This window comes from Microbacterium esteraromaticum (genome assembly GCF_017303215.1).
GTDB lineage: Bacteria > Actinomycetota > Actinomycetes > Actinomycetales > Microbacteriaceae > Microbacterium > Microbacterium esteraromaticum_C.
The window spans coordinates 2,236,429-2,261,750 of the sequence record NZ_JAEMWU010000001.1 but is presented as its reverse complement, the minus strand read 5'-3'; the positions used below and the strand labels follow the sequence as shown (position 1 = coordinate 2,261,750).

The following is a 25,322-nucleotide window of genomic DNA, read 5'->3' as shown; positions in this document are numbered from 1 at the left end:
GTCAGTCGGCAGCCTCGCCCAGCCAGGCCGTCAGAAGGTCGGCCCGCAGCGCGGCGCCGCGTTCGGCGAAGACGCGCTGCTGGCGCACGTACTCGGCCTTGCCCGCTGCCGTCTCGATCGGCACCGGCTGTACGTCCCAGGCCGACAGATCGTAGGGAGCTGCCTGCATATCGAGCATGCGGATGTCGCGGGCCAGCTCGAAGGCATCCAGCAGCAGTTCCCCCGGCACGAGCGGACCGAGCTTGACCGCCCACTTGTACAAGTCCATCCCGGCGTGCAGGCACCCGGGCTGCTCCAGGTCGGGCTGCGATTCTCGGGTCAGCGCCAGCCGGTTGCGGGGGACGGCATCGTCCGTGAAGAACCGGAACGCGTCGAAGTGCGTGCACCGCAGGTCATTCGCCTCGACGACGGCATCCGTTCCATCCGCCCCCAGGCGCAGGGGGATCGGATGCCGGTGCTCGGCGGTGCGGTACACCATCGCCCACTCGTGCAGGCCGAAGCATCCGAACTGCGCGGGACGCGCGGCCGTGCGTCGCAGCATCCGCTCGATCAGGTCCGCGAGCTGCGGCTTCTCGGTGCGGAAGGCAGTGTCGTCGGGGACGACGTCGCCCGGCGCGTCGCCGGCGCGGTACCAGCGCCACTCGGCGCGTTCGGTCGCCTCGGCGAGTGTGACCCCGGCGCCCGGATGCCACCGGCGCAACTGCGACGGCTTGTACGCGTAGTACGTGAACAAGAAGTCGTGCACCGGGTGCTTCTCGCGTCGCTGCGCGCGCTCGCGGTGCGCGGCGGTGAGAGCGTCGGCACGTTCGGCATGGGCCGCTGCGCGCGCGGTCCACTCGTCGCGCGTCAGTCTGGTGACGGTCGTGCGCATGGCCGGCTCAGCTCGGGGAGTCGATGATGCCGACCTCGCTGAGCTTCTTGCGCAGTCCGGCGCCGTCCTGGGCGCTCACCCACGGCGTCTGGCCGGGTTGGTGGGGCACTCCGGGGGTGCGGCCGCCCGCGAGGACGGCCTCGGCGGGCAGGAGCCGGCGGATCGCGACGCCGGCGACGGACGACGGATGCTCCTGCTGGAACTGCGCGTAAATGCTCTCGTCGTGCTGACCGTCATCGCCGATCAGCAGCCACTGCATATCCGGGAACTGCTCGGCGAGGCGTCGCAGGTTGGTGGTCTTGTGCTCGCGACCGCTGCGGAACCAGCGGTCGTGGGTGGGGCCCCAGTCGGTGAGCAGCATCGCGCCCGCCGGGAACAGATGGCGGCTCAGGAATCGCCGCAGTGTCGGTGCGACGTTCCAGGCGCCCGTCGAGAGGTAGATCACCGGTGCCCCGGGGTGGTCGCGGCGCAGCTGATCGAGCAGCACCGCCATACCGGGCACGGGGAGCCGGGCGTGCTCGTTGACGACGAACGAGTTCCAGGCGGCGATGAACGGCCGCGGCAGGGCGGTGACCATCACCGTGTCGTCGACATCGCACACGACGCCGAAGCGGGTGTCGTCGGCGACGATGTACGCCGTCGCCTCGATCGGCTGCTGTCCCTCGACCGAGATGGTGAACGTCTGCCACCCGGGCTCGAGGTCGGCTTCGAGCACCGTGTCGATGACTCCGCCGCGATCGGCGACGACGTCATGGCTGCGTCCGCCGATCTGCACGCGCACCGACGCGAAGCTGATCGGGATGCTGGCGAAGGAACGCCAGCCGCGCACCCCGACGCGCTCCGGGCGCCGACTGGCCGGCGAGGGCGGCACGATCAGCACGCGGCCGACCACGCGCACCCAGCCCGATCCGCCGTAGCCGGGGAAAGGCACGACGGTCACCGAACGGCCACGCCGGCGGGCGCGACGTTCGCGCCAGACGTGGATGCGGTGTTCGAGACGTGCGAACCAGTGGATCTTGGCCGCTGCTGCGGGTGACATCAGCTCCAGTCTTTCATGGTTCGGTGTGCGGTCGCTCCTCGGCGGACGCAGCGTCGGCGTCGTGTGCCATGTGCCGTGCCTCGATGCGGTGCAGCACCTTCTTGCCGATCACGACGGCCAGCAGAAGGGCCACGATGATCGCGACGAAGATGTACCCGGCGTTGTGCACGCGCGCGGACAGCTCGTCGTAGTTGCCGGCGGCCGTCGCGGCGACACCGACGTAGATCGCGGTCCACAGCACGCATGCGGGAAGAGTCCACGCGATGAAGCGCCGGTACGCGTAGCCGCTCATGCCCACCGTGAGAGGGACAAGCGAGTGCAGCACCGGCAAGAACCGGGAGAGGAAGATGGCCACACCGCCACGGCGCAGCACGTAGCGCTCCGCCCGCATCCAGTGGTCCTCGCCGATGCGTCGCCCCAACCAGGATGTGCGGATGTGCGGACCCACCCAGTGGCCCAGCCAGAACCCGATCGACTCCCCGATGAGCGCGCCGACGATCACCGTGACACCCAGGATGATGCCCTCGGTCCACGAGGCGACGCCAATCGACGCCACCAGCACGACCGTGTCGCCGGGAACGATCAGACCGATCAGCACGCTCGTCTCGAGCATGACCGCGATCCCGGCCAGCACCGTGCGCAGCACCGGATCCACCGACTGCACCATCTCGATGGCCCATTGCACGAAGTCGTCCACACCACGAGCGTAGAACGTGCACCCGGGCTCTACGCTGTGAACGTGCCTGTACCCACCCCGCTGACCGTCCTGCCGCTCGTCGATGAGCCGCAGACCTCACCACTGGACGTCGAAGCGCTGTTCCACGGGCTGTTCGGCACCGAACGGGCGGCGTTCTGGCTGGACGCCGGGGCCGACGCAGGCGACGGGTGGAGCATTCTGGGCGCCGGCGTGATCGAGGACGACCCCGACGTCGTGAATGCTGTGCCGCTCGGCGGGCAGAACAGCGACGCGGACATTCGTGAGCCAGTGGTTCCGTTCCATGGCGGATGGGTGGGGTGGCTTCCCTATGAGACGGGCGCCGCCGCCTGCGGGGCGCCAACGGCAGCATCCGACGACGCCCCCGCATGGATCGCTGTCACGCACGCCGTAGCCGTCGACCACGCGACCGGTGGGATCTTCGCGCTCGCCGCGGCGGATGCTGTCGGCGCGTGGCGCACCGCCGTGGCTGACGCGCTCGAGACGGCACCTGCGTTGCCCGACCTGCCCGCCGCGGCAGGCATCACCGCCCATGCGCGCCACCACGTCGCCGACTATGCCGCCGCGATCGAGCGGTGCCGGGCGGCGATCGAGCGCGGCGACGCCTATCAGCTGTGCCTGACCACACGGTTCACCTCGCCGCGGCCCGATGACCCGTTCACGGTGTACCGCCGCCTGCGCACGGCCACTCCGGCGCACCACGGCGGCTACCTGCGCGTGGGGGATCGCTACCTGCTCAGCGCCAGCCCCGAGCAGTTCCTCGCGGTCGAGCGCGGCGAGATCTCCACGAGTCCGATCAAGGGCACCCGGCCTCGCGGTGCGACGCCCCAACTCGACGCTCAGCTCGCCGAAGAGCTGCGCACCGACGTCAAGGAACGTGCCGAGAACGTGATGATCGTCGACCTCATGCGCAACGACCTCTCGCATGTGGGGGATCCCGGCAGTGTGCGCGTGGACCGGCTGTGGCAGGTGGAGAGCTATCCGGCCGTGCACCAGCTGGTCAGCACCGTCAGCGCTCGGCTACGCGCCGGGGTGACCTTCGGCGAGCTGTGCGAGGCGGCGTTTCCCGCCGGCAGTATGACCGGCGCCCCCAAGCTGTCGGCGATGACGATCCTGCACGAGCTCGAACAGGGACCCCGTGGCGTGTACGCCGGGTGCTTCGGACACGTCGGTCTGGACGGGAGGGTGGATCTGGCGATGGTGATCCGCTCGATCGTGATCGGCTCCGACGACGCCGTTGTCGGCGCCGGCGGCGGCATCACCTGGCTCTCCCGGCCCGACGCCGAGACGGCCGAGGTGGCGACCAAGGCGCGCGCCCCGCTGGCGGCGCTGGGGGTGCGGCTTCCGGACGAGTGGGCGAGCCTGCTGCCCTGACCGCCGGTCTCGGCGGGACGGCAACTCGCGATACCCTGGAAGCGCCCGATTTCCGGGTCGTTCCGCATCGTCAGATTGGCCGTTCCTTGTCCGAGCACTCGTCCGAATCACCCGCCGAGCCCACCGAGGGGATGTCCGCGCACGACATCCAGCGCAAGTGGCAGCAGTACTGGGCCGAGAACGAGACGTTCCTTGCCGGCGGCGACGATGACGACCGTCCGCGCAAGTACGTGCTGGCGATGTTCCCGTACCCCTCGGGCGATCTGCACATGGGGCACGCCGAGAACTACCTCTACAGCGACGTCGTCGCACGCTTCTGGCGCCACCGCGGGCACAACGTGCTCAACCCGATCGGATGGGACTCGTTCGGTCTGCCCGCCGAGAACGCCGCGATCCGTCGCGGCGCCGACCCGCGGGAGTGGACCTACCAGAACATCGCGCAGCAGAAGTCGGCGTTCCAGTCGTACGGCGTGTCCTTCGACTGGTCGCGCGTGCTGCACACCTCCGACCCGGAGTACTACCGCTGGAACCAGTGGCTGTTCCTGAAGATGTACGAGCGCGGGCTCGCGTACCGCAAGAAGAGCCCGGTCAACTGGTGCCCCAACGACCAGACCGTGCTGGCGAACGAGCAGGTGGTCGACGGCCGTTGCGAGCGCTGCGGCGCCGAGGTCGTCAAGAAGAAGCTCACGCAGTGGTACTTCCGCATCACCGACTACGCCGACCGGCTGCTCGACGACCTCAACCAGCTCGAGGGCCGTTGGCCGCACAAGGTGCTGCAGATGCAGCGCAACTGGATCGGCCGCTCGGTCGGTGCTGACGTCGACTTCCGCATCGAGGGGCGTGACGAGCCCGTCACCGTGTTCACGACGCGGCCCGACACGCTGCACGGGGCGACGTTCTTCGTCGTCGCTCCCGACTCCGATCTCGCCTCCGAGCTGGCGGCGGATGCCCCGGCCGAGGTGCAGCAGCGTTTCACCGAGTACCTCGCTCAGGTGCAGAAGACCAGTGAGATCGACCGTCAGTCGACCGACCGCCCCAAGACCGGTGTGTTCCTGGAGCGTTTCGCGGTCAATCCCGTCAACGGCGAGCGGATGCCCATCTGGGCGGCCGACTATGTGCTGGCCGACTACGGTCATGGCGCTGTCATGGCGGTGCCGGCGCACGACCAGCGTGACCTCGACTTCGCGCGCGCCTTCGACCTGCCGGTCAAGGTCGTCGTCGACACCACCGCGCCCGTCACCGGCACGATCCCGGTGATCGAGACCGACGACGACGGCGTCGCTGTGGCGACCCTCGATGAGCAGCATCCGTCGCACACGGGTATCGCGTTGACCGGCGAGGGCCGGATGATCAACTCGGGTGAGCTGGACGGCCTCTCCAAGCGCACGGCGGTCGCGCGTCAGATCGAGCGCCTCGAGAAGGACGGTCTGGGCCGCGCAGCCAAGAACTATCGTCTGCGCGACTGGCTGATCTCGCGCCAGCGGTTCTGGGGCACGCCGATCCCGATGCTGCACACCGAAGGCGGCGACGTCGTGCCGGTTGACGAGTCGGCGCTGCCGGTGCGCCTGCCGAGCGTCGAAGGACTCGACCTGTCGCCCAAGGGCAGCTCGCCGCTGGGCGCCGCTGAGGCGTGGGTGCGCACGGTCGACCCGAGCACGGGCGAGCCCGTGCTGCGTGACCCCGACACGATGGACACCTTCGTCGACAGCTCCTGGTACTACCTGCGCTTCCTGTCGCCGAACAGCGACCAGGTGGCCTTCGACCCGGCGCAGGCGCGCCGTTGGGCGCCGATCGATTCGTACATCGGCGGCGTCGAGCACGCCATTCTGCACCTGCTGTACGCACGCTTCATCACCAAGGTGCTGTACGACATGGGCCTGGTCGAGTTCACCGAGCCGTTCTCGAGCCTGATCAACCAGGGCATGGTGATCCTCGATGGCGCGAAGATGTCGAAGTCCAAGGGCAACCTGGTGCTGTTCCAGGAAGAGCTCGAAGCCTTCGGCGCCGACGCGCTGCGGGTGGGCCTGGCCTTCGCCGGGCCGGTGGAGGACGACAAGGACTGGGCCGACGTCTCGATGACCGGCGCTCAGAAGTTCCTGTCCCGTGCCATGCGCGTCGCCACCGACGTCGCGACGGCTCCCGGCACCTCGTTCGACGGCGGCGACGCTGCACTGCGTCGCGTCACTCACCACCTGCTCGCCGAAGCTCCGGGACTGGTCGAGCAGACCAAGTTCAACGTGCTCGTCGCGAGGCTGATGGAGCTCGTCAACGCGGTCCGCAAGACGATCGACACCGGAGCGGGCGCCGCCGATCCGGCCGTGCGCGAGGCTGCCGAGACGGTCGCCGTGATGCTCGATCTCATCGCCCCGCACACCGCGGAGGAGATGTGGGAGATCCTCGGTCACCAGCCGTCGGTCGGCCTCGTGACGTGGCCGCAGGCAGACCCGTCGCTCATGGTCGAGGACACCATCACCTGCGCCGTTCAGGTGGGCGGAAAGGTGCGCGCCACGCTCGATGTTCCGGCGAAGATCTCGGAGACCGAGCTGGAGGCACTCGCCCGCGCCGATGAGCGGGTGCAGCGTGCACTCGAGGGCAAGCAGATCGTCCGCGTCATCGTCCGCGCGCCGAAGATCGTGAACTTCGCCGTCAAGGGCTGACACACACAGATGCTGTACTGCCGCTGCTTGTCCACGAGGCGCGCGTCTCGTGGACAAGCAGCGGTGTGGCAGACGGCATGAGAAACGCGGACGCACCGTCGCCATGGAAGGCGTACCGTGAATCGATCGGCGACAGGTCACCGCTGTTCGCCGAGATCGCTTCGGTGTGGGGCGTAGCGGACGCACTGTATCCCGGCAGCTACGTCGACCTCTCACCATCCTCAGCGATCCGGTCGGTCACGTATGTCGACACAGACAGACGTGCCGTCGGCTACTTCCGCGATTCGGATCGCGTCCAGGCTGACCTCGCCGACGCGGCCTCGAGCATGGGGCACGTGGTCGAGTTCATCGGCTCTGATTACACGAAGCCGCTGCCGCTGTCGGACGACCGATTCGATCTGCTCATCTCGCTCTACGCCGGACCCGTCTGGGACAGCTGTCGTCGGTACGTGAAGCCGGACGGTCTGCTGCTGGCCAACACCAGTCATGGCGACGCCAGTATCGCCGCGCTCGATCCCGACCTGCAGTTGATTGCGGCGGTGCACCATCGCGCTGGTCGCTACCGTCTCGACACCCAGGACCTGCACACATACCTTGTGCCGAAGGTCGGCGATGCCGCGAACGCCGAACGGATCCGCGACAGCGGACGCGGCATCGCGTACACGCGGTCCGCCTACGCGTACGTCTTCCGGAGGCTGTCGCGGCGGGGCTCGGTTCAGCCGTAGGCGTTCCTCGAAGCGGCTCTGCGGGCTCAGGACACTACCGACTCGCTGATGCCATGCACAGCCGCGTCTCACGCGCGGGTTGTGCACAGCTTCCGGCTGGCCGGCGATCGGTACCTGCCGTGCGCGCATAGCGTGACGGAGTGCGTTCCGCTGATGACTCCGACTCCGAAGCGGCGGCGCGGCCGCGCCTGCGGATGGGCGTCGGCGTCGCCGTCACTGTGGGTCTCGTCGTGCTCTCGGCGGCGGTGGGCTGGGGCATCCTTCGCGGGCAGGCTGCGCCGATCGACAGCATCCCCGTCGATGATGCCGGGGTCGTGGCATCCGATGGCTCGGACGTGCTCGGGGGCGCGGAGCTGTACGTGCATGTGCTCGGCGAGGTCGTCAACCCCGGCCTGTACATTCTGGAAGCCGATGCGCGTCTGGTCGACGCGCTCGCGGCGGCGGGCGGCACGCGTGAGAACGCCGACCTGCAGGCGGTGAATCTCGCGCGCCCGCTCAGTGACGGTGAACAGCTCGTCGTTCCCGAGATCGGCGCGGACCCGCCGGCCGGGGCCGGATCGGGAGGGATCGGCACAGACGGGCTGATCGACCTGAACACCGCCGATCAGGCGGCGCTGGAGACGCTGCCGCGGATCGGCCCGGCCCTGGCCCAGCGCATCATCGACTGGCGCGAAGAGAACGGACGGTTCCGCTCGGTCGACGACCTGCAGGCCGTGCCCGGCATCGGTGAGAAGCTGCTGGCCGGTGTGCGCGACAAGGTGCGCGTGTGAACGACCTGCGCAGTTCGGTGCTCGCGCTCGTGCTGTGGGGTGTGGCGCTTGCGCTGGTGTACATGCCCGGATCGGCATGGGCGACCGCCGGCGCGGCAGCAGGCCTGGCGGCGCTTGCTGCGATGGCCCTGCGCCGCCGCAGCGGAGCGGGCCTCATCGTTCTTGCCCTGTTGTGCGGGGCCGCCGTGGCCACGACGGTCGCGGGCGCCCAGCCGCAACGCGAGATGCTCGCCGAAAACGACGGGCACGTGGTCGAGGCGCTCGTCGAGGTGACCTCATCGACCACCATCGGACGCGATGGGCGGCTGTGGTTCGACGCGCAGACTGTAGAGATCGGTCCGCCGCTGCAGGCGGAGAAGACTTCTGCGCCGGTGCGCGTGGGCATCGAACCGATCGACGGCGCTGACCTGGGTGCGCAAGTACGAGTCACCGGGCAGGCCAAGGCGACGGATGCCGGAGAACGCGCTGCGCTGGTGATCTTCGGCACGCGCGCAGAGATCGCCCGGCCCGCGACGGGCATCTTCGCGATTGCGGCAACGACGCGCGCCGACTTCATCGTCCGCGCCACCCGGCTGCCCGAACCCGGTGCAGGGCTCCTCCCGGGACTCGCCGTCGGCGACACACGTGCGGTCTCGAACGAGCTGAACGCGGCGATGCTGGCATCCGGACTCAGCCACTTGACTGCGGTCAGCGGCGCGAACTGTGCCATCGTCGTCGCCGCGGTGTTCTGGGGGGTGTCGTTGCTCGGGGGGAGCCGGGCGCTGAGAGTGGGGCTCGCTCTGCTCGCGCTCGGGGCGTTCGTCGTGCTGGTAACCCCTGAGCCCAGCGTGATCCGCGCCTCGGTGATGGCCGCGCTGGCGATGCTGACCATCTTGCTCGGGCGCCCGAGCGCGGGCCTGGCGATGCTGTCGCTCGCCGTGTGCGGACTGTTGGTCGCCGACCCCTGGTTGGCGGCCACGCCCGGCTTCGCGCTGTCGGCGGCGGCGACCGGGGCGCTGCTGGTACTCTCTCGTCCGCTGATGCGCGGCCTCGGCCAATGGATGCCCCAACCTCTGACGCTGGCGCTCTCAGTACCGCTGGCGGCGCAGGTGGTCTGCGGGCCGATCGTCGCGTTGTTCTCCGACCAGCAGTCGATCGTCGGCGTCGCCGCGAATCTGCTCGCGGCGCCGGCCGCGCCCGTCGCTACCGTGATCGGGCTGCTTGCCTGTCTCGCCGCTCCGGCACCCCTGCTGGCCGACCTGTTCGCGGCGGCCGCGTGGCTGCCGGCGGCGTGGATCCAGACCACCGCGACGGTCAGCGCCAGCCTTCCCGGTGCGACTGTCGGGGTGGTCGCCGGTCCGCTCTCGGCGGCGGTCGTCGCGGTGCTCAGCATCGCAGCGACCCTCGTGCTCGTGCGACCGCGCTCGGTGCTGCTCAGGCGCAGCGCCGCCGTGGTCGTCATCGTTGCGCTCGCGATCGCCGCAGGGAGGGCGCTGCTGGCGGGGCCGCTCGCGGCGATGCGCACACCCCAGGCATGGTCGATCGCGATGTGCGATGTGGGCCAGGGTGATGCGGTGCTCATCCGCTCGCAGGGACGCACCGCGCTGGTCGACACCGGACCCGATCCGACCGCGCTGCAGAAATGCCTCGCTGCGACGGGCACGACGCGCATCGACCTGCTCGTGATCACCCATTTCGATCTCGATCACGTCGGCGCCGCCGGGGCACTCGAGGGCCGCGTCGGCACGGTTCTGCACGGCCCACCCGCAGAGGCGCAGGATGAGCAGACGCTGCAGCGTCTGGCATCCGCTGGTGCGACGCTGGTTTCCGCCGCCGCGGGGATGCACGGCCGCCTCGGCGACGCCGAGTGGCGCGTGCTGTGGCCGGAACGCGCCTCGGCGGCGTACCCGCCGGGCAACGACGCCAGCGCGGTGATCGAGATCGGTGGCGGGGGAGTACCGCGGATGCTGATGCTCGGCGACCTGTCCGCGGCACCGCAGCGTGCGCTGTTGGCCCGTGGGATTGGCCGCTATCCGGTGGTGAAGGTCTCACATCACGGCAGTGGTGATCAGGAGCCTGCGCTGTACGCCGCTGTTGGTGCGCGGGTGGCGTTGATCGGTGTCGGCGAGGACAACGACTACGGGCACCCCCGGGACGACACCCTGCGCATTCTTCAGGCGACCGGCACCCGCGTGCTGCGCACTGATCACCACGGCCTGGTGCTGCTCGGGCAGGATGACGGGCGCATCGCGATCTGGGCAGAGAACCACGGCCGGGAGTAGGCCCCCGCGCCGTGGGGTGTCGGCACCCGCCGGTAGGCTGGATGTCATGCCTGCCGCCCGCTCTTCCGCCCGAAGCTCCGGGGCGCGCGCCGGCGCGGCCAAGGGGACGAAGATCCCCCAGGTGCCGTGGCGCGAGCCGCGTCCGGCATCCATCGTGTTGGTCTCCGGGCCTGAAGAAGTGCTCGCCGAACGGGCCATCGCCGGCGTGCGCGACTATCTGCGGACCGAAGACCCCGCCGTCGAAGTCAGTGATCTGCGGGCTGATGACTACGAAGCCGGCACCCTGTTCGCGCTCACCTCACCCTCGCTGTTCGGCGAGCCGCGCCTGGTGCGCGTGTCGGGGGTCGAGAAGTGCTCGGATGCCTTCCTGACTGAGGCGCTGAAGTACATCGAGCACCCCCAGGAGGGTGCGACCGTCGTGCTCCGTCACACCGGTGCGACGGTGCGCGGCAAGAAGCTGCTCGATGCCATCCGTGCGGGCACGGGCGACGGCATCGAGATCCCGTGCGCCGCGGTCAAGCGCGACAGCGACCGAGTGGACTTCGCCGCGGGCGAGTTCAAGGCCGCACGCAAACGCATTCAGCCGTCGGCACTGCGGGCCCTGGTCTCAGCGTTCGCCGACGACCTCACCGAACTCGCCGCTGCCTGCCAACAGCTCATCGGCGATGTTGAGGGTGACATCACTGACGACGTGATCACGAAGTACTACGGCGGCCGCGTTGAAGTCTCGGCCTTCGTCGTCGCCGACACGGCGATCGCCGGGCACCACGGCGAGGCGCTCATCGCGCTACGGCACGCCCTGGCCTCGGGCGCCGACCCCGTGCCGATGGTGGCCGCCTTCGCCATGAAACTGCGCACCATGGCACGTGTAGCGGGCAACCGTGAGCCGAGCCGGCAACTCGCGCAACGCCTGGGTATGAAGGACTGGCAGGTCGACCGCGCGCGCCGCGACCTCGCCGGCTGGAACGACCGTTCTCTCGGCATGGCGATTCAGGCGACGGCCCGCGCCGACGGCGAGGTCAAGGGCGCTGCGCGCGACCCGATCTTCGCTCTGGAGCGCATGGTCACCGTCGTGGCGACGCGACAGTCGTACGGCGCCTGATCCGATACCTGGCGCGCCGGTAGCATCCGACGTCCTCGGCGTGCGCCGAAGCCACGGGGCGGAAACGCAGAAGGCCCGCCCCCACCGGGGACGGGCCTTCGAAAGTCTCTGTGGACTCAGAGCGCGGCAACCTGCTTGGCGATCGACGACTTGCGGTTCTTCGCCTGGTTCTTGTGCACGACACCCTTGCTGACGGCCTTGTCGAGCTTGACGGACGCGACCTTCAGCGAAGCCTCAGCGGCCTCCTTGTCGCCGGCTGCGACAGCCTCGCGGGTCTTGCGGACGAGGGTCTTCAGCTCGCTCTTGACGGCGCGGTTGCGCTCCTGAGCCTTCAGGTTGGTCTTGTTGCGCTTGATCTGCGACTTGATGTTTGCCACGTGTGGACGCTTTCTGTCTGGATTGTATTCGGATGCTGCCGACGGGAGAGGGGCGTCGCACAGCGGTCGTGAGGGACAAACCCACACGCAAGCCAAGAGTCAATGCTACCAGCAACGGGCCTGCTCCGGTGCCAGCACGTGGAGCACGGAGCGTCGCGATGACTCAGTTCGCCTCGCGGACGACCGCCAGCGCCAGCTGCAGCACCGCATTGAAGACCCGCGGGCGCATCGCCGTGACGAGGTGCGAGGTGCGCGGCACGACGATCAGTTCGGCCTGCGGAGCAAGGCGGGTGAACAGCGACTCGTGGGTGCGCAGCTGATCGAACTGCCCGTTGACCAGCCACAGGGGCACATCGATGCGGCCCAGCGCGCTGGTCAGATCCAGCGAGGCGAGACTCCTGAGCGCGACATCCTGCGCATCGAGCGCGTAGCCGCCCGCGGCGAAGTCGGGGCGCGTCTCGGGCGGGATCGTCGCGTTGAGCACCTGTTCGGCCAACCAGATGCCGCGATCAGGCAACCGGTCCAGCACCCCGGCGAGTGTGCGATAGGTCTGCAGGGCGGCACCGCGGGGGAGTGCCGTGCACGAAGCCGCGATCAGACCGGCGACCGGCGGCCGAGACTCACTCCCGACGTACTCCAGGCTCAGCAGGCCGCCCATGGAATGCCCGACGAGCAGCACGGGTCCGCGCGTGGCGGCCTCGCGCACGGCGTCATCGATCGTCGCGAGCGCGCTGTCGAGGGCGAAGGGCTCGGCCATGCGGGTGCCGTGCCCGGGCAAATCGACAGCATGAGCCGGAACGTCGTGCTCGGTCAACCACGTCAGTTGCGACCGCCACATCGTCGCCGACGTGCGGATGCCGTGTACCAGGACGACCTGGACGGGCTGATGGGGGGAAGCGCTCACCCCACCAGCATAGGAACCAGTCGCCGACAGCAGAGAAGCGGGGCCGGTGGATGAACCACCGACCCCGCCTCGGAAAGAGCGAAGTGCTTACTTCTCCCAGCCCATGTTCTCGACCGGCTGAACGCCGAACAGGTCAAGGCCCGTGTAGGGCTCGGGGGTCAGGTTGGCCAGACCCTCCTTGACCGCCGAGATCGACGGACCGTTGTACAGCGGGATGATGCCCCAGTCCTGGAAGATCTCGACCTCGAGGTCCATCGCGGCCGCGGTCTGCTCGACCGGGTCGGTGATCGACTCGACCTCGTTCTTGATGCGCTCGTCCATCTCGGGCGTCTGCACGCCCGAGAGGTTCAGGCCCATGTCCTGGCAGTACAGCTGGCAGAACCACGCAGCACCGAACGGGTCGGACGAGGTGAAGCGCAGACCGGCGACGTCCCAGTTCTTCGAGGTGTAGTCCTCGGCGAACTTGTTCGAGGGGCGCACGTCGACCTGAAGGTCGATGCCGACAGCCTTCTGCATGGTCTGCAGCGACTGCGCGAGCGCCTTCTGGGTCGGGTCGTCGCTGAAGATCGGGTACACGACAGACAGCTTCTCGCCGTCCTTCTCGCGGATGCCGTCTTCGCCCTCGGTCCAACCGGCCTCATCGAGAAGGCCCTTGGCCTTCTCGACGTTGAACTCGTAGCCGGCCTTCTCCAGCGAGTTGTGGTAGCCGGGCTGGAACGAGAACAGCGTGAGCGAGCCGGCCGGGTCCTCGGTGTAGTCGAGGCCGTTCCAGGCGATCGTCTTCTGCTGCTCGATGTCGATGGCGAGGAAGAATGCCTCACGCACCTTGACGTCCTCGAACTGCGGCTTTTCGGCGTCAACCTCGAGCAGCGTGTTCGCGGTCTGCTGCGCACGGTGGATCGTGATGCCGTCCATGTCGGCGACCTGTGCCAGACGGTCCTTGGTGCCGACGCCGACCATGTCGACCTCGCCGTTCTTGAAGGCGTTGATCGAGGCCTGGGCGTCCATGCCGGTGAACGTGACCTTGTCGAGCAGCGGCTTCTCGCCCCACCACATCTCGTTCGGCTTGAACGAGATGTAGTCCTTGTTCGCGTCGAACTCGTCGACCGTGTACGGACCGGCGCCCCACTCGGCGTGCGGCTCGTCGATCATGCCGTTGTTGAAGTTCTCGGGGTCGGCCATGTCGGGGTGGATGACGCCCGTGAGGAACGGCATCTGCGGCCAGGCGAACTCGCCCTTGAAGGTGACGATGGCGGTCTTGGGGGTGTCACCCTGCTCGACCGTCTCGATCTCCTTGTAACCGTCGGTGGCGTTGGGCACGAAGCCCTCATCCGTCGAACGGCTGGCCTTCCAGGTGGCATCGATGGCGGTCCAGTCCATCGGCGTGCCGTCGTTCCAGGTGGCCTCTTCGGTGAAGGTGAAGGTGATCTGGGTCTTGCCGTCGACCGTCTCGATCTTCCACTCGTCGAGGTACGCGTCGTGCTTGTACGGCGTGCCGTCCGGCTCCTGCAGCAGGATCTGCGGCTTGTACCAGGCGGAGACGCGCGCGGTGTCGGCGCTGCCGTCTCCGTGGAACGAGTTCAGCTGCTCGGGGATCTCGTTGATCGGGAAGTTGACCGTGCCGCCTTCCTGAAGGTTCTCGCGGGGCTGGGGGTTGTAGTCCGCGGCCGACGTCTCTGCCGACTGCCCTCCGTTGTCGCCATTGTCACCGGTGTTGCCGGAGTCAGTGGCGCAGCCCGTCAGGACGAGTGCGAAAGCGCCGGTGAGTGCCAGCGCTCCCATCAGCTTCTGCTGCTTCATGGTGCTCCTTTCGCCTTGCGGCGTGTCATAAGGGGAGAATAGTTCGCGATCTCGGGGTTCACGTTCGGTGAGAGTGAATCCCGCCTAACTGTTATCGGACGGTGATGCGTCGTTGCACGACGGTGATCCCGGTGTTATCCGATGGTGATCCTCAGACGGTCGCGGGCTTGGTCGTCATCGTCTCCGGATCGAACACCACGCGCTGACGGGTGCGCTCGATGTCGGGGTCCGGCACAGGGATGGCTGACAGCAGCGCCTGGGTGTACGGGTGCTTCGGGTTGTCGAAGACCTCGTCCACGTCGCCGTGTTCGACGAACTCGCCGAGGTACATCACGGCCACACGGTCGGCGATATGACGGATCACCGACAGGTCGTGCGCGACGAACAGGTACGACAGCCCCAGCTTGACCTTCAGCTCGTCGAGCAGGTTGATCACGCCGGCCTGGATCGACACGTCAAGGGCCGATACCGGCTCATCGAGCACGATGATCTTCGGGTTGGTCGACAGCGCCCGAGCGATACCGATGCGCTGGCGCTGACCACCCGAGAAGGCACCGGGGAAGCGATCGCGATGCGCGGGGTTCAGACCCACGAGGTCCATCAGCTCCTGCACGCGCGCGAGCACCTGGTCCTTCGGCATACCGATGGCGCGCATCGGCTCGGCGATGACATCAGTGACGGTCATGCGCGGATCGAGAGCGCCCATCGGATCCTGGAACACGATCTGGATATCGCGGCGCAGCGCACGCTCGAGCTTGCGGTCGTGCAGACCGTTGATGCTCGTTCCCGCGATGACGATGTCGCCCTCGGGCTGCTTGACGAAGTCCATGATCTGCAGCAGCGTCGTGGTCTTGCCCGACCCCGACTCGCCGACGATCGCCATGGTCTCGCCCTCGCGCACGTCGAAGCTGATGCCCTTGACCGCGTGCACCTCGCCGACCTTGCGCTTGAGGAAGGCCCCCTTGGTCAGCGGGAAGGTCTTGACCATGTTGCGCACTTCGAGCGTCACCGGGCGCTGCTCACGCGGCGTGTGCAGCAGGTCGCTGTCCGGAGCCTTCTGCACCGGGTAGACGGGCAGGCCGCCGATCAGTCCGGCGTCGTCGATCTCTTCGGCACGGATGCACGCGGCCAGGTGCGGGTCACCGCTACCGGTGGTGACGGGCGCCAGGTCGGGCTCACGCGTGGTGCACGCCGCGACGGCGATCGGGCAACGCGACGCGAACGGGCACGCATCGGGCAGATCGATCAGCAGCGGCGGGTTGCCCTTGATCGGGGTCAGTGGCTCCTTCTCGACCTTGTCGACGCGCGGGATCGCCCCCAGCAGACCGATCGAGTAGGGCATCCGGGTGCGGTGGAACAGCTCGTGCGCAGGTGCGTGCTCGACCGGACGACCGGCGTACATCACCATCACATCGTCGGCGGTACGCGCGACCACGCCCATGTCGTGCGTGATCATGATCACGGCAGCGCCGGACTCACCCTGCGCTTTCTCGATCAGGTCGAGGATCTGCGCCTGGATGGTGACATCCAGCGCCGTCGTCGGCTCATCGCAGATGATCAGGCGCGGGTTGTTGGCCATCGCGATGGCGATGACCACGCGCTGGCGCATGCCGCCGGAGAACTCGTGCGGGAACGACTTCATGCGCTTGACCGGCTCGGTGATGCCCACCAGCGAGAGCAGCTCGAGCGAACGGTCCCACGCCTCCTGCTTCGACATGCCGCGGTGCACGGTGAGCGCCTCGATCAGCTGATCGCCGATCGTGAACACCGGCGTCAGGGAGGTCAGCGGGTCCTGGAAGACCATGGCCATGCCGTTGCCGCGGATCACCGACATCTGCTTATCGGTCTTGCCGAGCAGCTCCTGGCCCTCGAACTGGATCGAGCCGGTGACCTTCGCGTTCTCATCGAGCAGACCCATGATGGCCAGCGATGTGACCGACTTGCCGGATCCGGATTCGCCGACGATGCCAAGGGTCTTTCCCGCTTCGAGGTCGAACGAGACACCGCGCACGGCGTCGACACGGCCGGCCTCGGAGGCGAAGCTGACCTTCAGGTCGCGGACGGAGAGGACAGTGTCCTTCGTGGTGCTCATGCGCGGCCTCCTGCCGAAGAAGTGGGATCAAGGGCGTCGCGCAGGCCGTCGGCGACGAGCGCCATCGAAACGGTCAGCAGCGTGAGCGCGGCGGCGGGGAAGTAGAACAGCCACGGCGCGCTGGTCACGCTCGCCGCGCCCTCGCCGATCAGCGATCCGAGCGAGACGTCAGGGATCTTCACGCCCATGCCGATGAACGACAATCCGGTCTCAGTCATCACGGCCGCCACAACACCGAGCGTGAAGTTGATCACCAGGAGCGAGCCGATGTTCGGCAGCAGGTGACGCATGACGATGCGCATACCGCGCACGCCCATGTAGCGGGCGGCGTGCACGTACTCGCGCTCGCGCAGCGAGAGCGCCATGGTCCAGATCACGCGGGCCGGGAAGAACCAACCGACGAAGATCAGCGCCATCGAGATGATGCGCCAGTCGCCGCCGGAGTCGTTCGAGACGAGGGCGAGGATCAGGAAGGTCGGGATCACCATGAAGAAGTGGATGATCACCAGCGTGACCCGCTCGAAACGACCGCCGAAGTAGGCGGCCGCGGTGCCGACGATCGCCGAGATCGCAGTGATTCCGACCGAGACGATCACAGCGATCATGAGCGAACGCTGCAGACCGACGAACGTCTGGGTGAACGTGTCGTTGCCCGACGCGTTCGTGCCGAACCAGTGCTCGGCCGATGGGCCGGTCGACAGGTTCAGGAAATCCATGTCGGTGACGGTGTATCGCGACACGAGCGGGACGATGATCGAGCACAGTGCAAGGAACACAAAGATGATGACGCCGGCGACGGCGGGCTTGTTGCGCATGAAGCGGCGGGTGTACAGGGTCCATTTGGACAGCTGCTTGGCGGGAATGCGCTCTGCCGTCGTGTCAGGGCCGACGGGCGGCTGCACGGACGGGTCAATGGTGTCGGCGCTCATATCAGCTCACCCTCACTCGCGGGTCGAGAACCACGACGGCGATGTCGGCGAGGATGGCGCCGATCGCGGTCAGCAGGGCGCCGAAGGCCGCGACGGCGACAACGCCGTGCACGTCGTTGGTGTTGATGGTGGTCAAGAAGTAGCGGCCCATGCCCTGCCACGCGAAGATCGTCTCGGTCAGCACCGCACCGGTGAAGATCGCGGGGATCGAGAAGGCGACCTGCGTGGCGACCGGGATGAGCGAGGTGCGCAGCGCGTGCTTGCGGATCGCCTGCTGCTTGGTCAGGCCCTTCGCCCGCGCCGTGCGCACGTAGTCGGCCTTGATGTTGTCGAGCAGCAACGACCGCTGCAAGAAGTGCGTTCCCGCGTAGCTGATGATCACCAGCGCGATGGTCGGGAGGATCAGGTGCTGCAGCGTGTCGATCAATACGGGGAAGAACCCGGTGACGCCGGGGCTCGACGAACCGGTGACGTAGAACACGCGGGTGCCGACCCAGTTGTTGAAGTTGATCGCGAGGATCACGATCGCCAGGCCCGCCACGATGATGTTGATGTTCATCGTCACGATCGACACGGCCTGCCACACGCGGTCACCCAGCTTGTACTGGCGTGATGCGGTGTAGACACCGATCCAGATACCGAGCAGTGTCGCGATGATCGTCGCCCCGAGCACCAGCTCGGCGCTGACCCACATGCGGTACGCGACCTCGTCGTTCACCGAGCCGCCCGTGGGGCTCACACCCCAGTCCCAGCGGAAGAGGATTCCCGAGAACCAGGTCCACCACCGTTCGATCAGCGGTGTGGACTCGCTGAGATTGCGAGGCCCGAGCAGACCTTCCATCTGCTCTTCGGTCAGGGGAGGCCTTCGGCCTACGTAGTTGCTGCGGGGATCCAGGAACGACCACGCCAGGAAGTAGGTGACGTTGGTCGCGACCACGATCATCAGCAGCCAGCCGAGTGCCCGGCGCACGAGATACTTGATCAAGGTGTTGATTCTTTCTCTTCTACAGCCGTGCCCGGGATCTCCGACGCGCCGCTGAGTCGGGAACACATTCAAGCATCATCCCGCGCTCAGCGCACATCGAGATCACCGACGGCCGTGACGGAGTTCGTCTGCCCGAAACGGGGGGATTTTCGCCCGGGCAACTTCGCGAGACTATCATCGGTCGCGCCGCCGGGCCGACGACTGGGGGAACCGGGCCCCGGAACGTAGACTGATCTGAACCTTCTCTGAAGCATCAAGGACCACATGTCACCCCGCGCTCTCACTCCCTTGTCACCCGCCGCGACCCCGGCCACGCAGATCCGCAACTTCTGCATCATCGCCCACATCGACCACGGCAAGTCGACGCTCGCCGACCGCATGCTCCAGGTCACCGGATCGGTAGCCGATCGTGACATGCGTGCCCAGTACCTCGACCGCATGGACATCGAGCGCGAGCGCGGCATCACGATCAAGAGCCAGGCAGTGCGGATGCCGTGGTCGACCTCCCCGTCCGACGGGGAGGGCCTTGAGACCTTCGCGCTGAACATGATCGACACTCCCGGTCACGTCGACTTCACCTATGAGGTGTCGCGTTCGCTTGCCGCATGCGAGGGCGCGATCCTGCTCGTCGATGCCGCACAGGGCATTGAGGCGCAGACGCTCGCGAACCTCTATCTCGCTCTCGAGAACGACCTGCACATCATCCCCGTGCTCAACAAGATCGACTTGCCCGCGGCCGACCCCGACAAGTTCGCCAAAGAGCTCGCCGACTTGATCGGTGGTCGCCCGGAGGACGTGCTGCGCGTCTCGGGCAAGACGGGCGTCGGCGTGGAAGAGCTGCTCGATCGCATCGTGCGCGATATCCCGGCACCGGTCGGTGACCCGGATGCTCCGGCGCGCGCAATGATCTTCGACTCGGTCTACGACTCCTATCGCGGAGTGGTCACCTACGTGCGCATGGTCGACGGACAGCTCTCGCCGCGCGAGCGCGTGCAGATGATGTCGACCAAGGCGACGCACGAGTTGCTCGAGATCGGTGTGTCCAGCCCAGAGCCGATCCCGTCCAAGGGTTTGGGCGTCGGCGAGGTGGGATACCTCATCACGGGCGTGAAGGACGTTCGCCAGTCGAAGGTCGGTGACACCGTCACGACCGTCCGGGGCCCGGCATCCGACCCTCTCCCCGGCTACACCGACCCGAAGCCGATGGTGTTCTCGGGTATCTATCCCATCGACGGCAGCGACTATGCCGAGCTGCGCGAGGCGCTCGACAAGCTCAAGCTGTCCGACGCGTCGCTGCAGTACGAGCCCGAGACCTCGGTGGCGCTCGGGTTCGGCTTCCGCTGTGGCTTCTTGGGACTGCTGCACCTCGAGATCATCACCGAGCGGCTCTCGCGCGAGTTCGGTCTTGACCTGATCACCACCGCACCGAGCGTGATCTACGAGGTCACCACCGACACCGGTGAAACCGTGACGGTGACCAACCCGAGCGAGTACCCCGACGGGCGCGTCGCCTCGGTCTCGGAGCCGATGGTCAAGACCGCGATCCTGCTGCCCAAGGACTACGTCGGCACGGTGATGGAACTGTGCCAGTCGCGCCGTGGCGCCCTGCTGGGTATGGAGTACTTCTCTGAGGAGCGCGTCGAACTGCGCTATCGGATGCCACTCGGTGAGATCGTCTTCGACTTCTTCGATCAGCTCAAGTCGAAGACACAGGGCTACGCCTCGCTCGACTACGAACCGGACGGCCGCCAGGAGGCCGACCTGGTCAAGGTCGACATTCTGCTGCAGGGCGACAAGGTCGATGCCTTCAGCTCGATCGTGCACCGAGACAAGGCTTACAGCTACGGCACGCTGATGGCGGAGCGGCTGCGCAAGCTCATTCCCCGACAGCAGTTCGAAGTGCCCATCCAGGCGGCGATCGGTGCGCGCATCATCGCCAGGGAGACCATCCGTGCAATCCGCAAGGACGTGCTCGCCAAGTGCTACGGCGGTGACATCAGCCGAAAGCGCAAGCTGCTCGAGAAGCAGAAGGAAGGCAAGAAGCGCATGAAGATGGTGGGCCGCGTCGAGGTGCCCCAGGAGGCGTTCATCGCCGCACTGTCGGGTGACGTCGAGGGCAAGGAAAAGAAGTAGGGGAGCGGGCGATCACCCAGGTTCGCCTGGGTAGTCTGGAAAACATGCGTCGCGGGACATTCCGAGAAGGCACGGTCGACTATGCCGCGGTCGGGGCCACCCATGCCCCAGACCTCATGCAGTATCCGCCGGAGCGCAGCACCCCCGCCGAGGAGTCCTGGCGGATCGGCAGCGGAGAAGAGCGATTCCGTTCGGCGGCCGAGTCGTTGTTGTCGTGGACGGCGCAGCGCGCCGCCGGACTGCAGATCTCAGACGTGCGCCCGGCTGCGGGTGGCGCGTACACGGGGATCAGCTTCGACGCCGAGGGTGCGCCGATCGCGCCGAACCGCAACCAGCACGAGCAGCGGTTCGACGCCGAGGGCACACCGTTCGCCGCACCCGGCATGACGTTGAAGCTGCACGGACGCGTCAAGGGTATGCGCGCTGACGCCGAGTTGCGGGTGATCTCCGTCACCGAGGAGCGGCGCCGCGTCGGGTTCGTGCTCGGAACCGTCGGCGGTTCGGTCGTCAGCGGCGAGGAGTCGTTCGACCTGGACTGGCGTGAGGACACCGACGAGGTGTGGTTCACCGTGCGTGCATTCGACGCGCCCACGGCGGCGCTGTACCGCCTTCCCGGAATGGTGCGCCGGCGTCGTCGCGAGTTGTTCGCGCGGTATCTGCGGGCGATCTCGCCCCTGTACGCGACGCCGATCTGATGCCGGGGGCTCTGCCGCTGGGGGATCCCGCACCCGCTGACGGACGCCTGCCCGCCGATCTGGAGATCGACGCGACAGCCCCGTTCTCGGCCTATCTGCACGTGCCGTTCTGCCGAGTGCGCTGCGGCTACTGCGACTTCAACACCTACACCGCGACCGAACTGCGCGGTGCCAGGCAGGACGAGTACGCCGAGACGTTGATGCGCGAGATCGACCTCGCCCGCGACGTCCTGGACGCAGCCGGTGGGATCCGCCCGCTCGACACGGTGTTCTTCGGTGGCGGAACCCCCACCCTGCTGCCGCCTGGCGATCTGGCGCGCATGCTGGAGCACGCTGTGGACGCCTTCGGCATCCGGAACGGCGCCGAGGTGACGGTCGAGGCGAATCCGGACACCGTGTCGCCGGAGGTCGTGCGGACGCTGGTGGATGCCGGCGTGAACCGCCTGTCGATCGGGATGCAGTCCGCGGTGCCGCACGTGCTGGCGGCTCTGGACCGCACGCACCGTCCCGAGAACGTCGAGACGGCGGTGCACGCGGCGCGCGACGCAGGTCTCGACGTCAGCGTCGACCTCATCTACGGAGCACCGGGGGAGTCTCTCGCCGATTGGGAGGCCTCGCTCGACGCGGCCCTGTCGCTCGAACCCGACCACATCTCGGCGTACGCGCTGATCATCGAGGACGGTACCAAGCTCGCCCGGCAGATCCGCCGCGGCGAGGTGCCCGCGCCCGATGACGACCTGCAGGCCGATATGTACGAGCTCGCCGACAGCCGTCTCGCCGCGGCGGGTTTCGACTGGTACGAGGTCAGCAACTGGGCGCGTGGCTCCGAGCAGGGGAGCGTCTCGTCGCACGCCTCGCGGCACAACCTGGCCTACTGGCGGGGCTCGGACTGGTGGGGTTTCGGGCCCGGAGCGCATAGTCACGTCGCCGGACTTCGCTGGTGGAATGTCAAGCACCCGGCGGCGTATGCGCAGCGCCTGCACGCGGGGGAGTCACCTGCGGCGGGACGTGAACGGCCTGATCACGAGGCGCAGACGCTCGAACGTGTGCTGCTGCAGAGCAGGCTCGCCGAGGGTCTGCCGATCTCTGAGATCGCCGAGAGCCACCGCTCCCGGGTCGCCGAGCTGATCTCGGACGGACTGGTCGATGCCGCCGCCGCCGTGCGCGACCGCCGCGTGCGGCTCACGTTGCGCGGGCGGCTGCTGGCGGATGCTGTCGTGCGCGCTCTGACGGAGTGACTCCGCGCTAGGACGAGTGCCGGGCGTGTGCCCTGCTCAGTCGGGGAGCAGGTCCAGCCCGGTGGTGCGTCGCTGCGGGACCGTCGCGCTCTGTGCGTCCAGCACCCGGGTGCTGCGCTCTGCGCCGAAGGGTGCCCACCCGGGGTCGCCGGTCGTGATGAACGCGATCCACGCGTCGCGCATCTCGTCGGCGAGGTGCTGAGGGGCATCCGATCCTGTCATGCGCTGGGCATCTGCTGAGGCGAGTTGGTCGAACACGAAACCCAGCTCGAGTGCGTGCGCGGCGCGCAGATCGCGCACCGGACTGCGCCAGGCGAACTCGTACACGTAGGTGGGCGCCGGGCGGGATGCGGCCGCGCGGGTCAGCGGGGCCCGCAGCAGCAGGTCGGTGGCGACCTGACCGTAGATCTCGCCGGTGGACGCCCCGGGGAATGCCGCTCGGTAGGCGGCGATCGCGCGGCGGGGAATGCGCAGAGCGAGCCGGGCGAGCAACAGATGCCAGGATGTGAGCCTGCTGAGCTGCTCGGGGGTGAACCACAGGCGGTACTCGTCGGTGTTGCTGCCGATCAGCAGGGGAACGTCGGACTCACCCAGCACGTCATGTGGAGACCGCGGCAGGGCCTCGGCGTCGATCGCGAACTGGAAACCCGGGGCTCCGCCGAGCGGCGAGGAACCGGCTGCGTGGGTGCGTCGAGCCTCGAGGAGCTGGTCTGGCGTGACGGCGGCGAACGCCTCGCGCTCCGCGGGAATGCCCAACAGCTTCGCCAGCTGCGCGGTCACGCGTCCGGCCTTCTTCCGCGGCTGGGCCCGCAATGGACCCGACTGGATGATTCCTCGTGCGATCATCGGCCGCGACGTGTCGAGCGCGAGCAGACCCGCCACGAGGGCTCCGCCCGCCGACTCGCCCATCACGGTGATCTGAGTGGGGTCGCCCCCGAACGCGGCGACCTCTCGATGCACCCATGCCAGGGCGGCGGCCGCATCGAGCAGACCGAGGTTCGCCGGGGCATCGGACAGCACCGAGAATCCCTCAGAGCCGAGGCGGTAGTTGACCGAGACGAAGACGATCCCGGCGCGGGCGAACACGGCGCCGTCGTAGAGCGGGATGGCGGCGGTGCCGCGTTCGAGCGCACCGCCGTGCAACCACAGCACCACTGGGGCCTGCTCTGCCTGTGCCGGAGCCCAGACGTTTGCGGTGAGCACATCGTCGCCGTCGATGATCACCGACCCGAGCAACTCGCCGATCGGACCGGCGTAGGGAACCTGCGGCGACGTGGGACCGAACGCGGTGGCCTCGCGTACGTCGTCCCACGGGGCGGGCGGTTGCGGTTCCCGGAACCGGTTCTCGCCAAAGGGCGGTGCGGCGTAGGGGATACCAAGGAACCGGTGCACCCCGTCGGCGACGGAGCCGCGGACGGCGCCGTCCGTGAGGGTGGCGATGGGGGCGTCGCTCATGAGCGTCATCCTAGGGGTAGACCCACCGCCTTCGGCAGGTGCTCGGCTGGGCGGGGTAGGATTGGCACTCGGTAGGTTCGAGTGCCAGTGGGAGGGGCGATGGTCACAGAAAGAGGACTCGAAGTCCTCCGCGCGATCGTGCAGGACTACGTCGAGACCCACGAGCCGGTCGGTAGCAAGTCGATCGTCGAGCGGCACGCCTTCGGTGTGTCCGCGGCGACCATCCGCAACGACATGGCGCTGCTCGAGGACGAAGACCTGATTGTCGCGCCGCACACGTCCTCGGGTCGAGTGCCGACCGATAAGGGGTACCGCGTCTTCGTCAACCACTTGGCGCAGTTGCGTCCCCTCTCGGCGGGACAACGCAGCGCCATCGAGTCCTTCCTCGGCGCTCCCGGTGATCTCGACGACATGATGGCCCGCACGGTGCGCGTGCTCACGCGCCTCACCGGCCAGGTGGCACTCGCGCAGTACCCGTCCTTCGCGCGGGCGAGCATCACGCACGTCGAGTTGGTCGCCCTCGCACCGAACCGGCTTCTGGTGGTGCTCGTCACCGATGCCGGCGGAGTGTCGCAGCGCATCGCGCAGGTACCGATCGACCTCGATGAGAACGATGTGGGGCTCCTGCGGGCGCAGCTGCTCGCCCTCATCGCCGGTCGTGCGGTCAGCGAGGCCACTGAGCGGGTTCGCTCGCTCGGCGAGCCCGCCCCGGCCGAACACCCCCGTCGGCTGCATCCTGCGCTCAGCGCGCTGGCGGCCGTGATCTCGGAAGAACTGGCCGAGTTCCGGCAGGAACGACTGGTGATGGCGGGGGCAGCGACCCTCGCCCGGCGCGAGCAGGACTTCCGCGGTAGCATCCACCCTCTGCTCGAGGCGATCGAAGAGCAGGTGACCCTGTTGCGGTTGATGAGCGAGATGGTCACCGACGAGCACGGCCTGGCGACCAGCATCGGTACCGAGAACGCGCCCTTCGGGCTCGGCGAGGCATCGATCGTCGCGAGCAACTATGACGCGCCGGGCGGCACCGCGCGCGTCGGCGTGATGGGCCCTACCCGCATGGACTATTCGAGCAATCTCGCGGCGGCGCGGGCGGTCGCCCGCTACCTGTCGCGGTTGCTCGAAGACGACGAGGCCGCCCGTTGACGCGGGTGGTCGTACAGAACACACAGACAGACGCACACGCACGCGCAGAAAGGTGAT

The 25,322-nt window shown here is 67.9% G+C and carries 20 protein-coding genes; 10 read left to right on the top strand and 10 right to left on the bottom strand.

Features of this window, described 5'->3' with window-relative positions:
• Position 1 precedes the first annotated feature (1 nt).
• The 3 genes from JF543_RS10425 to JF543_RS10415 are packed head-to-tail and all read right to left on the bottom strand — an operon-like array spanning position 2 to position 2,607.
• Positions 2-871 carry a 3-methyladenine DNA glycosylase gene (locus JF543_RS10425; RefSeq protein ID WP_206823988.1) on the bottom strand — a complete coding sequence of 290 codons (870 nt, stop codon included), beginning with the start codon at positions 869-871 and terminating at the stop codon, positions 2-4.
• 7 nt (positions 872-878) lie between these two features.
• The gene (locus JF543_RS10420; RefSeq protein WP_206820325.1) at positions 879-1,910 is read right to left on the bottom strand and encodes an App1 family protein; all 1,032 of its coding nucleotides are present in this window, start codon (positions 1,908-1,910) and stop codon (positions 879-881) included.
• A gap of 13 nt (positions 1,911-1,923) precedes the next feature.
• The gene (locus JF543_RS10415) at positions 1,924-2,607 is read right to left on the bottom strand and encodes a DedA family protein (protein ID WP_206549652.1); all 684 of its coding nucleotides are present in this window, start codon (positions 2,605-2,607) and stop codon (positions 1,924-1,926) included.
• A gap of 42 nt (positions 2,608-2,649) precedes the next feature.
• Between JF543_RS10415 and pabB the strand changes: the two genes are divergently transcribed.
• The 6 genes from pabB (at position 2,650) to holA (ending at position 11,514) form a co-directional block, all read left to right on the top strand.
• The gene (gene pabB, locus JF543_RS10410; RefSeq protein ID WP_347401140.1) at positions 2,650-3,999 is read left to right on the top strand and encodes an aminodeoxychorismate synthase component I; all 1,350 of its coding nucleotides are present in this window, start codon (positions 2,650-2,652) and stop codon (positions 3,997-3,999) included.
• Positions 4,000-4,130: 131 nt separating this feature from the next.
• The gene (gene leuS / locus JF543_RS10405; RefSeq protein WP_206824327.1) at positions 4,131-6,656 is read left to right on the top strand and encodes a leucine--tRNA ligase; all 2,526 of its coding nucleotides are present in this window, start codon (positions 4,131-4,133) and stop codon (positions 6,654-6,656) included.
• Positions 6,657-6,733: 77 nt separating this feature from the next.
• Positions 6,734-7,381, top strand: a complete 648-nt coding sequence (locus tag JF543_RS10400) for a hypothetical protein (protein WP_206823987.1) — start codon at positions 6,734-6,736, stop codon at positions 7,379-7,381.
• 140 nt (positions 7,382-7,521) lie between these two features.
• Positions 7,522-8,151 (top strand): ComEA family DNA-binding protein, encoded by a 630-nt coding sequence (locus JF543_RS10395; RefSeq protein ID WP_347401139.1) that lies wholly within the window; start codon positions 7,522-7,524, stop codon positions 8,149-8,151.
• Positions 8,148-10,412, top strand: coding sequence for a ComEC/Rec2 family competence protein (locus JF543_RS10390; protein WP_347401138.1), 2,265 nt, complete (start codon positions 8,148-8,150; stop codon positions 10,410-10,412). The genes JF543_RS10395 and JF543_RS10390 overlap by 4 nt, the downstream gene beginning before the upstream one ends.
• Positions 10,413-10,458: 46 nt before the next feature.
• A complete protein-coding gene (gene holA / locus JF543_RS10385; protein ID WP_179410615.1) occupies positions 10,459-11,514 on the top strand; it encodes a DNA polymerase III subunit delta in 1,056 nt (351 codons plus the stop codon).
• Positions 11,515-11,630: 116 nt separating this feature from the next.
• Here holA and rpsT read toward each other — a convergent pair whose 3' ends face one another.
• From rpsT to JF543_RS10355, 6 genes are all read right to left on the bottom strand, one after another.
• Positions 11,631-11,891, bottom strand: coding sequence for a 30S ribosomal protein S20 (gene rpsT / locus JF543_RS10380; protein WP_179410616.1), 261 nt, complete (start codon positions 11,889-11,891; stop codon positions 11,631-11,633).
• A gap of 163 nt (positions 11,892-12,054) precedes the next feature.
• Positions 12,055-12,795: an alpha/beta fold hydrolase gene (locus JF543_RS10375; protein WP_347401137.1), complete on the bottom strand. Its 741-nt coding sequence runs from the start codon at positions 12,793-12,795 to the stop codon at positions 12,055-12,057.
• 87 nt (positions 12,796-12,882) lie between these two features.
• Positions 12,883-14,595, bottom strand: coding sequence for an ABC transporter family substrate-binding protein (locus tag JF543_RS10370; protein WP_206823986.1), 1,713 nt, complete (start codon positions 14,593-14,595; stop codon positions 12,883-12,885).
• Between the two features lie 151 nt (positions 14,596-14,746).
• The gene (locus tag JF543_RS10365; protein ID WP_179410618.1) at positions 14,747-16,687 is read right to left on the bottom strand and encodes an ABC transporter ATP-binding protein; all 1,941 of its coding nucleotides are present in this window, start codon (positions 16,685-16,687) and stop codon (positions 14,747-14,749) included.
• Positions 16,684-17,616, bottom strand: a complete 933-nt coding sequence (locus tag JF543_RS10360) for an ABC transporter permease (protein WP_179410619.1) — start codon at positions 17,614-17,616, stop codon at positions 16,684-16,686. Before JF543_RS10360 ends, JF543_RS10365 begins: the two co-directional genes overlap by 4 nt.
• A gap of 1 nt (position 17,617) precedes the next feature.
• Positions 17,618-18,601 carry an ABC transporter permease gene (locus tag JF543_RS10355; RefSeq protein ID WP_179410620.1) on the bottom strand — a complete coding sequence of 328 codons (984 nt, stop codon included), beginning with the start codon at positions 18,599-18,601 and terminating at the stop codon, positions 17,618-17,620.
• 264 nt (positions 18,602-18,865) lie between these two features.
• On the opposite strand from JF543_RS10355, the gene lepA reads away from it, so the two are divergent.
• From lepA to hemW, 3 genes are read left to right on the top strand one after another with little or no spacing between them, the layout of a single operon-like run.
• Positions 18,866-20,734: a translation elongation factor 4 gene (gene lepA, locus JF543_RS10350; RefSeq protein ID WP_179410621.1), complete on the top strand. Its 1,869-nt coding sequence runs from the start codon at positions 18,866-18,868 to the stop codon at positions 20,732-20,734.
• Between the two features lie 44 nt (positions 20,735-20,778).
• The gene (locus JF543_RS10345) at positions 20,779-21,429 is read left to right on the top strand and encodes a DUF1990 family protein (RefSeq protein WP_179410622.1); all 651 of its coding nucleotides are present in this window, start codon (positions 20,779-20,781) and stop codon (positions 21,427-21,429) included.
• Positions 21,429-22,667, top strand: a complete 1,239-nt coding sequence (gene hemW, locus JF543_RS10340; protein ID WP_206823984.1) for a radical SAM family heme chaperone HemW — start codon at positions 21,429-21,431, stop codon at positions 22,665-22,667. The genes JF543_RS10345 and hemW overlap by 1 nt, the downstream gene beginning before the upstream one ends.
• 36 nt (positions 22,668-22,703) lie before the next feature.
• Here the strand turns inward: hemW and JF543_RS10335 are convergent, their stop codons facing one another.
• Complete coding sequence (locus JF543_RS10335; protein ID WP_242519436.1) at positions 22,704-24,122, bottom strand: carboxylesterase/lipase family protein; 1,419 nt, start codon at positions 24,120-24,122, stop codon at positions 22,704-22,706.
• A 99-nt stretch (positions 24,123-24,221) separates the two neighbouring features.
• Here JF543_RS10335 and hrcA point away from each other — a divergent pair, with 99 nt between their 5' ends.
• Positions 24,222-25,265: a heat-inducible transcriptional repressor HrcA gene (gene hrcA / locus JF543_RS10330; RefSeq protein ID WP_179410625.1), complete on the top strand. Its 1,044-nt coding sequence runs from the start codon at positions 24,222-24,224 to the stop codon at positions 25,263-25,265.
• Positions 25,266-25,322: the final 57 nt, after the last annotated feature.

Bases quoted from the DNA above. Each gene is read 5' to 3' on its own strand.
- JF543_RS10425 (WP_206823988.1), bottom strand. From the start codon at position 871: ATGCGCACGACCGTCACCAGACTGACGCGCGACGAGTGGACCGCGCGC.
- JF543_RS10420 (WP_206820325.1), bottom strand. From the start codon at position 1,910: ATGTCACCCGCAGCAGCGGCCAAGATCCACTGGTTCGCACGTCTCGAA.
- leuS (WP_206824327.1), top strand. From the start codon at position 4,131: ATGTCCGCGCACGACATCCAGCGCAAGTGGCAGCAGTACTGGGCCGAG.
- JF543_RS10400 (WP_206823987.1), top strand. From the start codon at position 6,734: ATGAGAAACGCGGACGCACCGTCGCCATGGAAGGCGTACCGTGAATCG.
- holA (WP_179410615.1), top strand. From the start codon at position 10,459: ATGCCTGCCGCCCGCTCTTCCGCCCGAAGCTCCGGGGCGCGCGCCGGC.
- JF543_RS10370 (WP_206823986.1), bottom strand. From the start codon at position 14,595: ATGAAGCAGCAGAAGCTGATGGGAGCGCTGGCACTCACCGGCGCTTTC.
- JF543_RS10365 (WP_179410618.1), bottom strand. From the start codon at position 16,687: ATGAGCACCACGAAGGACACTGTCCTCTCCGTCCGCGACCTGAAGGTC.
- JF543_RS10360 (WP_179410619.1), bottom strand. From the start codon at position 17,616: ATGAGCGCCGACACCATTGACCCGTCCGTGCAGCCGCCCGTCGGCCCT.
- lepA (WP_179410621.1), top strand. From the start codon at position 18,866: ATGTCACCCCGCGCTCTCACTCCCTTGTCACCCGCCGCGACCCCGGCC.
- JF543_RS10345 (WP_179410622.1), top strand. From the start codon at position 20,779: ATGCGTCGCGGGACATTCCGAGAAGGCACGGTCGACTATGCCGCGGTC.
- hemW (WP_206823984.1), top strand. From the start codon at position 21,429: ATGCCGGGGGCTCTGCCGCTGGGGGATCCCGCACCCGCTGACGGACGC.
- JF543_RS10335 (WP_242519436.1), bottom strand. From the start codon at position 24,122: ATGAGCGACGCCCCCATCGCCACCCTCACGGACGGCGCCGTCCGCGGC.
- hrcA (WP_179410625.1), top strand. From the start codon at position 24,222: ATGGTCACAGAAAGAGGACTCGAAGTCCTCCGCGCGATCGTGCAGGAC.